At 30.6% G+C, this 16,634-nt stretch carries 3 protein-coding genes; all 3 read left to right on the top strand.

What is annotated here, in order from left to right; translation table 4 throughout:
- Positions 1 to 408: 408 nt before the first annotated feature.
- Positions 409 to 4,044, top strand: coding sequence for a DNA-directed RNA polymerase subunit beta (locus MAGB_RS01265; RefSeq protein WP_004024014.1), 3,636 nt, complete (start codon positions 409 to 411; stop codon positions 4,042 to 4,044).
- Positions 4,037 to 8,473 carry a DNA-directed RNA polymerase subunit beta' gene (locus MAGB_RS01260; protein WP_004024013.1) on the top strand — a complete coding sequence of 1,479 codons (4,437 nt, stop codon included), beginning with the start codon at positions 4,037 to 4,039 and terminating at the stop codon, positions 8,471 to 8,473. Before MAGB_RS01265 ends, MAGB_RS01260 begins: the two co-directional genes overlap by 8 nt.
- Before the next feature lie 150 nt (positions 8,474 to 8,623).
- Positions 8,624 to 16,630: a multifunctional lipase MilA gene (milA, locus tag MAGB_RS01255; protein WP_004024012.1), complete on the top strand. Its 8,007-nt coding sequence runs from the start codon at positions 8,624 to 8,626 to the stop codon at positions 16,628 to 16,630.
- Positions 16,631 to 16,634: the final 4 nt, after the last annotated feature.

Below are 16,634 nucleotides of genomic sequence, written 5' to 3'. Positions count from 1 at the left end.
AAATTTAAAATAGTAAAAAGCAAAATAAATTCTTTGCATATATGAAAAATTACCACATTAGCAGCAGTCTAAATGTTTAAATCGCTTTATGAAAAAAATGTGAATTTATGCAAACTTATTTTTGCACAGGCATACCAAGAATTTTTATTTTTTGAAACTTAGTAAAAAATACATTGATTTTGCGGACTAAAAACACAATGATTATTAATCAAAAACACCTATAAAACAGGCATATTCGCATTTCATATGTCATAAAATTAGTTTGCTAACAAAATATGATATTTTTATTATGGATAAAACTTAATATTATGATAAAATTTAACTATTAAATTTAATACTTTATTCAAAAGTATTGATTTTTTACTACTTTATCTGCATTTGAAAAAGATTAGAGGGAGTATTGTCAATATGCCAACATCAACACAAGATAAATACCAAAATAAATACCCATACAAAGTTAGAAAATTCGGCCCAATGACAGAACGCCGTGATTATTCAGCTACAAAAGTTACTTGAGAAGTTCCTGACTTTTTAAATATGTCAAAGGAATCTTTTGAATGATTCAAGAAAAGCGGAATCGAAGAAATTTTAAGAGAACACTATCCAATTGTTTCTAGCAACAAAAAAGTGTCTTTAGAATACATTCACAATTCAGCAAGACTAGAAGTACCACCTAAAGAATATGATGCAATCATCGAAGCAAAAGCTAAAGGCATCAATTATGCTGCTAAGCTTTTTGCTAAATTCAAGGTAACATCTGATAAAGGTGTTGTTAAGGATGACGAAGTTTTACTTGGCGAAGTTCCACTTATGAACTCAGGTGGAAGTTTTATTATCAACGGTAGTGAAAAAGTTATAGTTAGTCAGTTAATTCGTTCGCCTAGTGCTTACTTTGGTTGTGGTGTTCGTAACAAGCAATCTGATGACTTGTTTAACAAGCTTGAAATTTTACCTAGATTAGGTTCATGAGTTGAAATTTCACACAAAGTTACTACTAAAAACCCTGATTCAGTAAAAATCAAGATTGACAAAAACAAAAACATTAACCTTGCAGTGTTTTTAGGCGCCCTTGGTCTTAATGAGGAAAATATTCACAGTCTTTTTGGCCACTCTCCAGAGTTAGAAGAGACATTACTTAGAGACAAGAGTCTTAAATCAAGCGAAGATCCTATGACAGTTATTCAAAACTGTAGAGAAATTCTATTTAGAACAATTCGTAGAGGTGATTTGATGACTGAAACATCAGCAGCAAATCTTTTACCATCTCTTTTATTTAACAAAAAGCGTTACAGTTTAGGTGCTACTGGTAGATACAAACTTAACAAAAAATTAAGTCTTATTGATCGTATTACTGAAACATATTTAGGTCAAGATTTAGAAATCAAAGACGAAAATGGCGAATTAATGTTCTTAGAAAAAGGAACTTTCATTGAACATAAACTTGCATTATTAATTCAAGAAAATTTCAATAATGGCACATTAAAAACTACTGAAATTGAAGGAATTAATCCTGAGATTTTGTATGCAAAACTTTATACAGATCCAGCTTATCCATACTTAAAGAAGTCAAACAGAGTTGCTAAACTTTTGGTTTTTGCTAACAGAAAGAAAATGGATAAAGGTCTTGCTACATTAGTTATTGGTAATGATCCAAAATGTGATGCGCAACACTTAATTGCTTCAGATATTATTGCTGCAATTAACTACTATTTCAATTTATTAGAAGGCATTGGTCAAGATGATGATGCCGATTCTATGATTAACAAAAGAATTGTTTCAGTTGGCGAATTGATGCAAAATCAATTAAATGTTGGTCTTTCAAAACTAGAAAAAACAACCAGAGAAAGAATGTCAGCTAAAGAGCCTGAAAAAATTACTCCTAAAAACATCACAAATAACAAATTGGTGTCAAACCAAATGAAAACATTCTTCAATAGCTCAAAACTTTCTCAATTCATGGACCAAATTAATGCTCTTGCAGAGATTTCAAACGAAAGACGTATTACCTCTTTAGGGCCTGGTGGTCTTAACCGTGATACAGCTCAATTTGAAGTTCGTGACGTTCATGCAACTCACTATGGAAGAATTTGTCCTATTGAAACCCCTGAAGGACCAAACATTGGTCTTATCCTAAACCTTGCAACTTATGCAAGTGTTAATGAATACGGTTTCTTACAAACTCCATATTTCAAAGTTAACAATTCAGTAGTTGACTACGATAATGTTGTTTATTTAACTGCTGCTGATGAATTTGGTTATAACATTGCTCAATCAACTGCAACAGTTGATGATGACAACAGATTAGTTGACGAAACACTTACAATTAGAAAAAATTACACATACATTTTAGGTAAACCTAGTGATGTTGATTTGATTGAAGTTTCATCTAGACAAATGGTTTCAGTAGCCGCTGGATGTATTCCATTTTTGGAAAACGATGATGCTAACCGTGCACTTATGGGTTCTAACATGCAACGTCAAGCAGTTCCATTATTAGAAACTGAAGCCGCTTTTGTAGCAACAGGTAATGAAGCTGACATTGCTAAGTTTTCAGCTGCTAACTTTAGAGCAAGAAACGAAGGAAAAGTTGAATATGTTGATGGAGCTAAAATTAAAATCAGAAACAACAAGGGAACTTTAGATACATATAGTCTTAAAAACTTCCAACGTTCAAACCAAGATACTGTTATTCACCAAAAGCCTATTATTAAGGTGGGTCAAGATGTTGCTAAAGGTGATTTACTTGTTGATGGTTCTAGCTTTAAAGATGGAGAGTTAGCTTTAGGTAAAAACCTTTTAGTTGCTTTCTCAACTTACAAAGGTTATAACTATGAAGATGCTATTGTTTTAAATGAAAGACTTGCTAAAAAAGATGTGCTTACCTCAATTCACATTGAAGAGCAAACTATTCAATTTAGAACTAGCAAAGCTGGTGCTGATGAATTAACTAGAGATATTCCAAACGTATCTAAATATGCAATTAGACACTTAGATGAACATGGTATTGTTTTAGTTGGTTCTGAAGTTATTCCTGGTGATGTTTTAGTTGGACGTGTTTCACCTAAAGGCGACGATAACCCATCTAGAGAAGAGAAGTTGCTTGCCGCAATTTTAGGTCAAAGACAACTTAATGTTAAAGATACATCACTTAAAGTTAAAAACGGTCATAACGGTACTGTTATTGGTGTTGAAATTTTAAGTAGAGAAAACAAAGACTTGCTTGAAGATGGCATTGATATGATTGTTAAAGTATCTATTGCTGTAAAACGTAAAATTCGTGTTGGTGACAAGATGTCTGGTCGTCACGGTAACAAAGGTGTTGTTTCAGTTATTCTTCCTGAAGAAGATATGCCACACTTAGAAGATGGAACGCCTATTGATGTTATGCTTAACCCTCAAGGTGTGCCTTCACGTATGAATATTGGTCAAGTATTAGAAGTGCACTTAGGTATGGCTGCTAGAAGTTTAGGTTGCAGGTTTGTTACACCTGTATTTGATGGTGTTAAAAAAGAAGCCATCCAAGATGTTATTTCTGAAGCTGGATTACCACTATCAGGTAAGCAAACTTTAATTGATCCTATTACAGGTGAAAAATTTGACAACCCTGTATCAGTTGGTGTTATGTATATGTTCAAACTTAATCACATGGTTGATGACAAGATGCATGCGCGTAGTGTTGGTCCATATTCACTTATTACTCAACAACCACTTGGTGGTAAGAGTCAAAATGGTGGTCAAAGATTTGGTGAGATGGAAACATGAGCTATTGAATCTTATGGTGCTTCAAACGTGTTGCAAGAAATTCTTACATACAAATCAGATGACATTGTTGGACGTAACCAACTATATACATCATTAGTTACTGGCAAAGACTTACCAACTCCAGGTATTCCTGAATCATTTAACGTATTGAACTATGAATTAAATGGATTAGGAATGAAATTAGATATTACAACTGCAAATAATGAAGAAGATGATGAAGAAGCCCAACAATACTTTGACATAAGCAATTCAGTTGGTAATGAGGGAGACTATAATGAGTAGTTTTAATAAAAAAATAGCTAAAGACATTAAGAAAATTAAAATATCATTAGCAGCTCAAGACGATGTTAAAAATTGATCATGCGGTGAAGTAACTAAGCCTGAAACAATTAACTATAAGAGCTATAAACCAGAGCGTGATGGTTTATTTGATGAGCTTATTTTTGGCCCTACAACTGACTTTAAATGTCCAATTTGTGGTACTAAATATAAGAAAAGTGATGAAAACACTATTTGTGAAAAAACACCTATGTGTCAAAAATACCAACCTGTTATTTTGCCAAAAATGGTAAGAAGAAGCAGAATGGGACACATTCATTTAGAAAACCCAGTTGTGCACTTTTGATTTTTCAAGATTGACCACTCAATTATTTCTAAGTTATTAGGACTAAGAATTGCTAATTCCAATAAGACTGTTTCAAAGGGAGATTTGGAAAAATTAATCTACTACAAGAGTCATATTGTTTTAGAAGATGGTGGTCTTAAAAAGTTGCAAAAGAATGCAATTATTGACATCTCAGATGCTGCTATTATTTATGCAGATGCACTTGAAGAACTTAAAGAAAGATTTGAAAAAGATACTGAAGAGTATGAAATAATTAGTGAAGCATTAGCAGAATTAGAATCATATGCTGTTTCACAAACTGGTCAAGACTATGGTATTGACTTTTATGAATACAACGAAATTATTCATGAATTTTCTAAAGCTAAAATTTCAACTGGTTCTAAAGCCATTGAATACCTTTTAGAAAATATTGACTTAAAAGCAGAAGCTGAATTTATTGAAAGTGAAATTGAAAAAATTAACCAACACTTTGATAATAACCCAACTGCCTCAATTAAGGCACAAGAAAGATCTAAACTATACAAACGTTTAGCTGTTGTTAATGCCTTTATTCACTCAGGCCAAGATCCTAAATCAATGCTTATTTACGATCTTCCTGTTATTCCAGCAGACTTACGTCCATTAGTACAATTAGATGGTGGCCGTCACTCAACTAGTGATGTTAACGAACTTTACCGTCGTATCATTATTAGAAACAACCGTTTGAAAAAATGAGAAGAAACTGATGCTCCTATGCTTATTAAGCAAAATGAGTTTAGAATGATTCAAGAAGCAGTTGATGCCTTAATTGATAACTCTAGAAAAAAACCGGCACCAGTTACTTCAAAAGACAACCGTCCACTTAAGTCAATTAGTGACACATTAACTGGTAAAAAAGGTAGATTTAGACAAAACCTTTTAGGTAAACGTGTTGACTACTCGGGTCGTTCAGTTATTGTTGTTGGCCCTGAGTTAAAAATGCACCAAGTCGGTGTGCCTCGTGAAATGGCTGCGAAACTATTCGAGCCTTGAATTATCAAAGAATTAATTAATGGCGACAGCCACATTAATTCAATTAAAGCCGGTAAGAAAGCAATCGAAAACTTAGATCCAATTATTTGACCTTATGTAGAAAAAGCTATTGAAGGCAAAGTTGTACTTTTAAACCGTGCGCCAACATTGCACCGTTTATCAATTCAAGCTTATGAACCTGTGCTTATTCGTGGTAAAGCAATCAAGCTTCACCCTCTTTCATGTACCCCATTTAATGCCGACTTTGACGGTGACCAAATGGCAATCCATGTACCTATTAGCGAAGAAGCTGTGCGTGAAGCTAGAGAATTAATGTTAGCTTCTAAAAACATTTTAGGTCCTAAAGATGGTGAACCTATTATCAACCCTGCACAAGATATTATTCTTGGTCTTTATTACCTAACAATGGAAAAATCAGCTGCTATTGATGGCGATAAGGTTGTTGGTGAAGGTAAGTTTTTCTCAACCTATGATGAAATGTTATTAGCTTATGAAAATAAGTTAGTTTCTCTTCATGCGCGTATAGCACTTCCTATTAGTGAAATTAATAAAAAGAGACTTAATTACTCACCTGAAAATAAATACATTATTTCAACTGTTGGTAAATTTATTTTCAACAGAGCGTTCCCTGAAAGTTTTGAATTTATTTTTGGTAAACATGTCGAATATGTTAATAAAACAGACGCAAACGGCGAAGTTAAGCTAAGTGAAAAAGAAGTTGTTTACACTTCAAATAACAAGAATCAATTAGAACAATTCTTGCTTCCTTATGGTCAAAATTTTGCTGAAGTAATTGCACAAATGCCACTTAACTTGCCACTAAGCAAAAAAGACGTTGCTAAAATTGTGCGTAGAGTTTATGACAAATATGTTGCTATTGTAACTAAGAGTGATGTAGCCAGTGTTATAAATCAAATTAACGCCAATGAAATAAGTCAAATTTTTGACCTATGTGCCGAATTAAAAGACTTTAACGGCAAACCTATTGATGTAAATCATGTCGAAATTCTTGAAAAAATTATTGTTGAAGAGTACAAAGCTATTTCACAAGAAATTATTGTAAGAGAAAGAACTGAAGAACCTATTTGAACAGTTAATGACTACACTAAATTATTAGAAATTGTTTGATTTAAATACACAAACATTGTTGCTAATGTTTTAGACAACATTAAGGAATTAGGTTACAAATTCTCAACAATTTCAGGTACAACTATTTCAATTAGTGACGTTATTACCCACCAAGATACTAAGAGTAGAATTGCTGAAGGTGACAAATATATTGAGCTATTAAAAGACTACTTTGATCAAGGTTTAATGACTGATGATGAAAGATATAATGCTACTATAGCTAAGTGAGCTGCTATTAAGGATGATATTGAAAAAGACCTTAAGAAATTAACTAAGCTTTATCCAGATAACTCATTGTTTATGATGTTTAATTCTGGTGCTCGTGGTAACTCAAGTAACTTCGTGCAATTAGCTGGTATGCGTGGACTTATGAACAACAACACTAAGGTGCTTAAAGCCGATGCTGAAAACGAACGTGTGGTTCGTTCAACTGTTGAAATTCCAGTTAAGTCATCATTCTTAAATGGTCTTACAGCTTATGAGTTTTACTCATCAACCCACGGTGCTCGTAAAGGTCTAACCGATACAGCGCTTAACACTGCTAAATCAGGTTATTTAACCAGAAGATTAGTTGACGTTGCCCAAGGAATTACAGTTAGAGAAGATGACTGTGGTACTGATTATGGCTTCCAAGTTAAAGACATTTTAGATACTAAAACAAATACTGTTATTGAAGCTTTATATGACAGAATTGAAGGAAGATTTACTAACAAAGCTATTTATGATAAAAATGGCAAGTTAATTGTTGATGCTGATGAATTAATTACCCCTGAAATAGCGACTGAAATTGTCGAAAACGGCATTAAGAAAGTAGAAATTCGTTCAGTGCTTTCATGTTACACGCCTAATGGTGTATGTAAAAAATGTTACGGTAAAGATCTAGCTCTTAACCGTGTAGTTAACATCGGTGAAGCTGTTGGTGTTATTGCTGCTCAATCAATTGGTGAGCCTGGTACTCAGCTTACAATGCGTACATTCCATACTGGTGGTGTTGCTGGTGTTGAGGATATTACTGGTGGTTTTGGTAGATTAATTGAGTTAATTGACGCCTATGATTCACCTTGAGGTCGTCCTGCTGTTATAGCTAATTACTATGGACGTATTACTGACATTAAACGTGTCAAAGAGGGCTCTGAATCAGTTGAATATGATGTTATTACACAAGAGTACAAAACTCGTGATGGCAAAGTCAACACAGTTGAGTACAAAACTAGAGCCGGCAGAAAAATTAGAGTCAAAATCAATGACAAAGTTACTCCAGGTCAAAAGATTGTTGAAGGCCCAATTGTCCTTAACAACCTTTTAAGAGTTGGTGATACACGTTTAGTACAAAATTACATTCTTAAAGAAGTACAAAAGCTATACCGTTTACAAGGTATTACAATTAGCGACAAGTATATTGAAATAATTATTCGTCAAATGCTTTCTAAGATTTTAATTACTGACTCAGGTGATTCAGACTTCTTTAATGGATCATTAGTTGATGTTCATGTTTACCAAAAAGAGAGTGCTCGTTTAATTTCAGAAGGTAAAAAACCTCCTTTTGGTGAAGTGAAAATTAAGGGTGCTAAACAAATTCCATTATTATCAGATTCATTCCTAGCTGCTGCTTCATATCAAGAAACTCCAAAGATTTTAGTTAATGCTTCTATTAAAGCACAAGTTGACAGACTTAAAGGACTAAAAGAAAACATTATTTTAGGCCACAAAATACCAGCTGGAACTAACTCAAACTTTGAAGAAAATGGAAAATATGACTTACGTAATCCTAAATCATATTTTGCTGATAAATATGATCCAGATATTAAAACAGTTAAGTTTGTAGCCGATGAAAATGAAATTCTAAACATGGAACACAGAGTAGAAATTCAGCATATTTTTGATGAATTCCAATCAGAAGCTTTTTCTGCTAACATGATTGAATTTACTGACGATTCTGATAATTAAGAGCAAAAACAAAGCCGAATCAAGCATTCGGCTTTTCTTTTTAGCCTATAATATAGGCCTATACGAAAAGTTCTATAACTTTACAAAAGTTATACATTATTGCTTTTTTCTTTATAATTTAATGAACTTACAATCTAAGGAGAAATAATAATGAAATTGAAACTAAAACCAATTATTATTACTAGTGTTGTTACCTTCTCTGCTACAGTAGCTTTAGCTGTAGGACTTTCATACATTCCTTTTGGCGATAAAAAAATAGAAGCTTCAGGTAGCAAGAACTTTCAAAACGAGGTACACGGTGCTCCTGGATTGCCAACAGTTGATTCAAGTATTACATCATTAGATACTACTTCGCATGCTAATAATTTGGATCAGAGAAAAGCAAGTTCAAATGTTATTAAAGAAAATGAAAAAGTTAAATATGTTGCTTTAGGAGATTCAATATCTGCTGGTTTTGATTCTCACTTAGACAAAGATTACCCAGGTAATTATGATAAAGAAAAAAACGAAATTACTGGTATATCATTCCCTACATATTTAGCTTCTTTTATTCAAAAATCAAATAGAGAGAATAATAAATTAGAATCATATACTAACTATGCTTCATCAGGCACGACCTTAGAAGATTGGAAGTTTTTACTTACTGTAAATGAAAAATCATTGAAAGAGTTGCAGACAAAAAATCCAGCAAAATTAGCTTACTATAAGGTTAAGTTTGGAGAAAACTTAATTGAAAAATCTAAAAAAATCAAAGAAGAGCTACAAAAAGCCAACTTAGTTACTGTTACATTAGCTGCTAATGACTTTATGGAATTAGTTTCTGAGAAATTAAAGGATCCTAAATTCTTAGAGAATATTCAAAAAATAAAAGCTAATCCAACCAATGCAATAGCTAACGTTAGTGCTGCATTTCAGGATACATTCAATTTAATGAAGAAAAGAATTGACGTGTTTTCAACTGAGATTAAAAAATATGTAAAAACTGAAAACGTCAATTTTATAGGTTATCCATTGCCACTTCCTCATCTTTTTGTTTTATTAGATGGCTACTTATTTAAAAATAACAATTCATCATTAATTGTTAGCCAAATGGCTGTTAATTTGTTAAACACAAATATTCAGTCTCAAGTTACTAAAAATAATTTTAACTTCATAAACTCATATGATTTTGATTTCTGAACAAATGATTCAAATATCAATGTATTAGCGCCTACACTATTTGATATTCACCCTGGCAGCTTTGGCTATAAAAAAATGGCACAGGATGTGTTCATTAAGCTTATTGTTTCAGAAAGAAACAGTGATAAATTAAAAGAACAAGGCATTAACTGAGAAAATAAATATATTTATTCAGATGCTAATTCATTTTCTAAACAATTAGAGTTTGACAAACCTTTTGACACTGTCAAAAAAGTTCTTACTAGCGATATTGACAGAGATCTTTTTAAAGAAGATGAAATTTATAAAAAGTTTAGTGACAAGAGAAAAAGTGGTTGAGAGTGATACAAGAAAAGAGTTTTAAATAGCTCATTAGTTAAAAATATTCTACATGGCGCTATAGATCAGTTAATTAAGTTTCCGGCTGTTAAAAATGCTGACCCCAGTAGCAAATTAGCAAACTTTTTTACAAAAAACAATAATGAAAATTTAAATAAATTAAAAGAATGGATAGATAAAACTGAATTTATCCCTAATTTTTTACTAAAATCTGAACTAGAGTTTCAAAAGATATATTGAAATAAGGACAAAAATTCAGGCAAAGAGAGAGCAAAACTTTTTGATTTAATCAACATTTTCAAAAAGAATTTATTAAATGAATCTAGCTTAATTTCACTAGTTGCAGCATTCTTTAATTCAGATTTAATTCAAAAAGATAAGGAAGAATTAAAAAGCATAATTGAAGATTTTGCCCAAAATATGATAGTGCAAAATGTTGATGAAAAAATGCTCTCTGATGCTATAAACAAGGCAAATGGGGCAAATTCATCAAACCCAATCAAAACTGAAAGTTTAGCAAAAATAGTTAAGTCAGTTTTAAGTAGTGATAGTGTTAAAAAGACAATTGGTGAGTTATTTATTCATCTTGCTAATAACTCTAAAACTTATGAAAAAGCTAAGTCAGTTGGTGAACTATTGCATTTAGCACTTAAAAATAGTGATATTCAAAAAATAATTAGTGATTTAGCATCAAATCTTTTCGATGAAATTTCAAAAGAAAGTACACTAAGCAAGGAATTTACAAACTTTGTTTTTGAAATTATTAAAGCAAATGGTGATGTATTTAAAGATATAGAAGAAGTAAAGCTAAAAGATCTTTTATCAAAAGGAATTAAGGGATTAAAAGCTTTAGATAAAGAATTTAATATATCTAAAACATTCATAGACTCGTTATTATCTAAATTACAAGATGGCAAAATTTCTGATTTTAATTTTGCCAATGTTTTAGCACAAACATGAAGTAAATTAAGCAAGAACTTTGAAGGCAAAAAGCTTGATGAATCATTAATCAAAATTTTTAAAATTGTTGCTGATTTAGACTTAAAGAGCAATAAGGAAACTTTAGAAAAAATACTTGCAAATTCACTTAAATATTTCAATAAAGACAGTTATTTATCTAAATTAATAGCTGAAAAAGTTTACTCTTCAAGTGTCAACAAATTTAGTGATGTGTTTTCAAAAGATAAATTTGTATCACTATTTGACAAGATTTTAAATAGTTCTGAATTTTCAAAAGCAGCTAATTCATTAGTTTCTGCACTTACTGATATTGATAAAAATGAATTAGAAAAAGTTAAAACTTCATCAGAATTAATTAAGATGATTTTGACCAAAACATCTGTTTTACAGTCTAATTCAGAAGTTATTAATTTAGTTAAAAAGATTCTTTCATTTGACGAAACTAAAGAATTAGTTTCTAATTTAATTGTTAAATTTGCTCCTGAGTTAAAAGATGTTATCAACTCTGAAAATGCTAATTTATTTATATCTAAATTATTAGCAAACAGTGATTTCCAATGACTTTTAGAAGACTTTTCAGTTAGAGGAATTTTTGGAAGCCAAAGCGATTTATCAAACTTTAGTTTTGAAAATGCAATTAAGTCATGACTTTCAGATTCAAACCATAATTCAGCTATTATTCAAAAGATTTCATCTCTAGTTAAATCACTTGTTAAAGATGTGCAATCATTAAAGTTTATTAGTGATATATTGTATGCACAATTATCTAAACTTCCAGGAATAACAACTGATATTTCTAAAGACGATTTTGCTAAGTTATTTAGTAGTATTTCTGACTCATTAATTGACCAAAAAGACATTGAAACAGCTTCAAACGATATTTTGAAAAAACTATTTGATAGCGTTTCAAAAGACGGATTTAAATTTGATTTAAGTAAATTCTTTACAAGTATTTTTAAAGCAAATGAAAAGAATATAGACTTTGCTAGTCCAGATAACTTTTTATTCAAAATATTTAAATCAGTTGCTAAATCAGAAAAAGTTCAAGAAAGCAAAAATACAGCACAAAAATTGCTTATTAATGCATTTAAGTTCACTAAACAATCTCCTGAATTAAGAGCAAAAATTTCATGATATATTTTCCAAAACGCCAATAAAACAGGCAAATTTGTAAATAAAGAAGATATTCAAAAGTTAATAAATGCTATTTTTGATTCAAATGAACTTGAAGTTATATTTAGTGATATAGCTCAAAGTTTTGTAGAGCTTAACAAAACTGATTGGGAAGACATTAGTTCATTTGAAGATTTAGTTCAAGATGTTTTTGTTAAGTTTGTAAATATCAAAAACACAAGTTTAGGTCAAAGAGCTAATGAACTTGTTAAGTCACTATTTAAAAAAGATGACATCAAGCGTTTAATTGCCAAGATTGCATCAGGATTATTAAAGAGTTATCCTGAGATTACTAAAAATATTGATAACAACAAGCTAGAAGATCTATTTTATAGCCTTATTGGTAAATACGATGACTTGGATAAAATTTTCAAATTTGAAAACATTTATGAATCATTGTTAGGTTATTTAGGATCACATATTGGCAATATTGACTTTGAAGAGTTATCAGATCAGTTAAAAGATGAGTTCAACAGAATATTTGAAAATGGTTCAGTTGAAACAACAATTTTAGATTTATCAAAAGCTTTAGTAAAAGATAATTTTGTTAAAAGTCATAAAGATACACTAGCTAAGCTAGTTTCAAACATTTTTGACTTTGCAGAAAGCAAAAAATTAGTTTCAAGCACACTTACAAATGAGATAATCAATGCATCAGGTGATTCTGAAATTGAAAAACTTATTTCAAGAGATGAATTATCATCATTAGTTCATAAAGTACTACAAAACAGCGCTTTTAGGAATTTATTCACCAGCGTATTTAATAAATTAGCTGATTCTGAAGTTCAAACAATTCAAGGTTTTTCAACTTTAAAACAACTTATTAATTTATTAGCTAACAAAATAATAAATAGTGGTGATTTTGAACTCGTAAAACAACTTGCAAAATCATTAGTTGGAAGCAATGAGTTTACTAAACTAGTAAAAAATGCTTCAAAAGACTTCTTTGAGTTTTCTGAAGATGACATAAAAACACTATTTAATTTAATAATTGATAGTCCAGAGATTACTGACTTATCTAAAGACTTTTTAACTAAAGGAATTTTTGGTGATAATGTTAAGCTTGATGACCTTTCAAGTCTTGATTTAATAATTAAAAGCTGATTAAAAGACAGTAATACAAAAGATTTATCTGAAAAACTAGAAAAGTTCTTTGCATCAGTGTTACAAAAAGATGAAGTTGCTACCATTTTTGCTAGATCTTCATTTAATGCAGCCAAAAAGTATGGCGAAGTATTTGAAGACATTACTTTAGATGAATTTACCAACTTTATTAAAGATTTATTTAAAGTATTGCCAGAATTAGGTCAAAAATTAAAACTAAGAGAATACTTTGTTGAGGAGCTATTCAATGAGCTAAAAAATAATGGTTCAGGAGCCAGCTTAAAGAAAGTTTTTGATAATTACATTGAAAAACTTAAAGCAAGCTTGACAAGTGAGCAATGAGATAAAAACTTGTTAGACTTAATTAAAGCAGTTAGCTCAAAATCATTAACACAAAACAATAAATCAATGCTAACTAAACTTATTGATAATACAATTAAGAAAGTATTTACAAACGATAACTTTAGTAAAGATTTAGGAAACAAGATTTTTGAATCATCAGCTGATATTAAAACTTTTGCGTCACAAAGTGATTTTGTTGCCTTAATTCAAAAATCATTTAAGAGCACACATTTCCAAAAATTGTTTAAATCGCTAACTGATGAATTACTTTCAATAAGTACTGAAGATGTAAATAAAGCTACTTCAGTTAAATCATTGCTTGATAAAGCTGTTAAGTCCTTGGTTAACAAGAAGTCAACAGAAGATTTAATTAAGTTTGCTAAAGAATTTATCAATTTTGATGAAACTGGTAACATACTTAAAAACTTACTCAATTCACTTGGCGGAACAAAGGGAACTGTTGATATAAGCATTGATAAAATTAAAGAGCTTATAAACTATCTTGCTGATGATAAAGACTTGCAAGAATTATCACTTTCATTATTAACAAATGGCTTTTTCTCAGAAAAGATGCGTATCACTGATTTTAATGACTATGATAAGTTAATTAAAACTTGGTTGTCTGATTCGGCTGTTAAAGGTAAAGTTGTTGAGAATGTAAAGAGCATAATTAAGAAAGCTTTTGCTAAAGATTCTATTAGATATACTTATGCAACATTAATTTACAAATTAATGAAAAATGAAAGTGCACTAATAAAAGACATAAATGAGAAAGACTTAATTGCTTTAATTAGTGATTCGCTTCAAAATTATGATAAGGTAAGCAATGTTTTAGAGCTTGATAAATGATTCTTTACTGGCGTTTTTGATGAAATAGCCAAAAACGGCACAAAGATAGAGAGCAAAGCAATTGAAGAGCTTGCAACTAAGAATCTAAAAGATAAATTCAGTGCGCAAAATTGAGAAAAAACTGCAATTGACTTAATTAAATCACTTGCAACAACTGAGATAGTGCTTAACCATGAAGACACAATTGGTCAGTTTGTAGCAAATATATTTAACTATGCTGCAGGGACAAAAGAAGCTGGATCAATGATTTATGATCAGCTTACCAGGTCTTTTGATTCGAATCAAATCAGCAAGTACATTTCTAAGAATGATTTTAATTCACTAATTCAGTCAATTTTTGTTAAGAATCATAAAGTTATTGCTTCAATAATGAGAAATGTTACCCTTACAATGAAGCAAGATGTTTATAAATATCATAATGCTAACACTATAGCTGATGTTCTAAAAATATATCTAGATAGCAAGGACAAGATTTATCTAATTTCGAAAGACTTTTCAGTAATTCTAGAAAGCTTTTTAAAAGAGCAATCAGTTAAAAGCCTTATTGAAAAATTATTAAGCGAACAGCTTGCACATTACAAAATTGATGTTAATAGCAGCAAAAATACAGCATTCTTTACTGATTTATTAAATGAATTACCTTCATTAACTAACGACTTGCATATTATTCCGAATGTGCTTAATGGCTTAAGTAATGGATTAGACAAACATAAATCATTAACAGATTTATTCTCTGAAATATTAGGATTAACAGCAAAATCATTAAACTTTGAAGACTTTAGTTTTATGAGAATAATTCTTAATTCTTCAACATTAGAAAAACATCACAAAGTTTTAAGTGAAAACTTAAAGAAAATTGCTGAGGGGGCTTCAAGCGACGATACTTTAGTAAACAAATTCATTGATGATTTTGGCCTTGCTAAATTATTATCATCAAAAGGCATTACTGAACAAGATGCTAAAGATTTCTTTAAATCTATGCTTAAGTCAGGTAACACAAAAGGTGCATTAGACTTATTTATAGGTAAATTATTTGATGATGCAAGTAAGTTAAAAGATGTTGATTCATGACCAAAACTTATTTCAACATTATTTAAGAATGTTGAAGATAGCAAAGCCAAAGAGCATATTAAAAAATGAATTATTGACATTGTCAATGCAAAAGATAGTAAGCTATTTAAAGTAATGGCTAAGATAACAATTGATTCATTAAATAGTGATGGTTATAAAATTCCTGCTGATAAAGAATTAGATAAATTAAGTAAATTCTTTGAATCAATTTCAAAAGCAATTGTTGGCCAAAACACCAATGAAACAGGCACAAACGTCCAAATCATTGAGATATTTAATGATGTAATTGATAGTGTGTTTACTGCTTTAAAAGAGCTTAAAGATAATGATGATATATTTACTAAAATTGCTGAAGCAGCAAAAAATGGTGCACTTAAATTCATAAGTGATGGCAATGTTATTTCAATTGCTAAGGTATTTGATAACATACCTAAATTTGAAAAACTTTTAGAAAAAGTTGATGCTAAATCATATGCTGATTTTATTAACATTATGTTTAAATATGCTCCTGCTGATGAAAATAAAGGCTTATTTAATGCTATATTTAATTCAGAGAAGTCAAAAGGCAATTCATCGTTAGGCGCTCGCGGCTTCTGAGGTATTATTAGAGGTAAGGTACAACAATTAATTTCTGCATTTGTTACACCATTAATGAAGAACTATGTTGATGAGTTAGAAAAATCCGAAAAGGTCTATAAAACAGCTCAAGAAGTAAAAGAAAATGTTGAAGGTTATCAAGCTCTTTGAAGAGTTTATGCATCTTTAGCTTCAATTTTATATTCAAACACACCTAGTGGATTATTCTGAAACGCAACAAATCTTACTTCTGAAGCATTTTTAAGAGAAGGCTATAGAATGGCTTTCCAAAAAGCAGTTCAAGATAAAAATCTAACAAAATACAAAAATAACTATGCAGCAATTGGACTAGTAGGTGAAAAAGTAGTAAATCCTGAGTTCTGAACTGGTGTTTCAGGTTTGCGTCATAGTTCAACTAGCTATTGACTAAAAGATTCATATTATGCCCGTGACTATGTACTTATTTATATCTACTATAAAAATTCTAAAGATACAAAGTATAATAATCAAAAGACAAAGAAGCAAGTTCTTATTGAGGACTTAATAAAAGGCTACATGCCAGTTGATCCTCAACCAAACAAGTAAAGAA

Origin of the sequence: Mycoplasmopsis agalactiae 14628 (assembly GCF_000266865.1) — a bacterium.
Classification (GTDB): domain Bacteria; phylum Bacillota_I; class Bacilli_A; order Mycoplasmatales; family Metamycoplasmataceae; genus Mycoplasmopsis; species Mycoplasmopsis agalactiae_A.
Note: the sequence above shows the minus strand (reverse complement) of the source record. Positions and strands in the feature narration are given on the sequence as shown.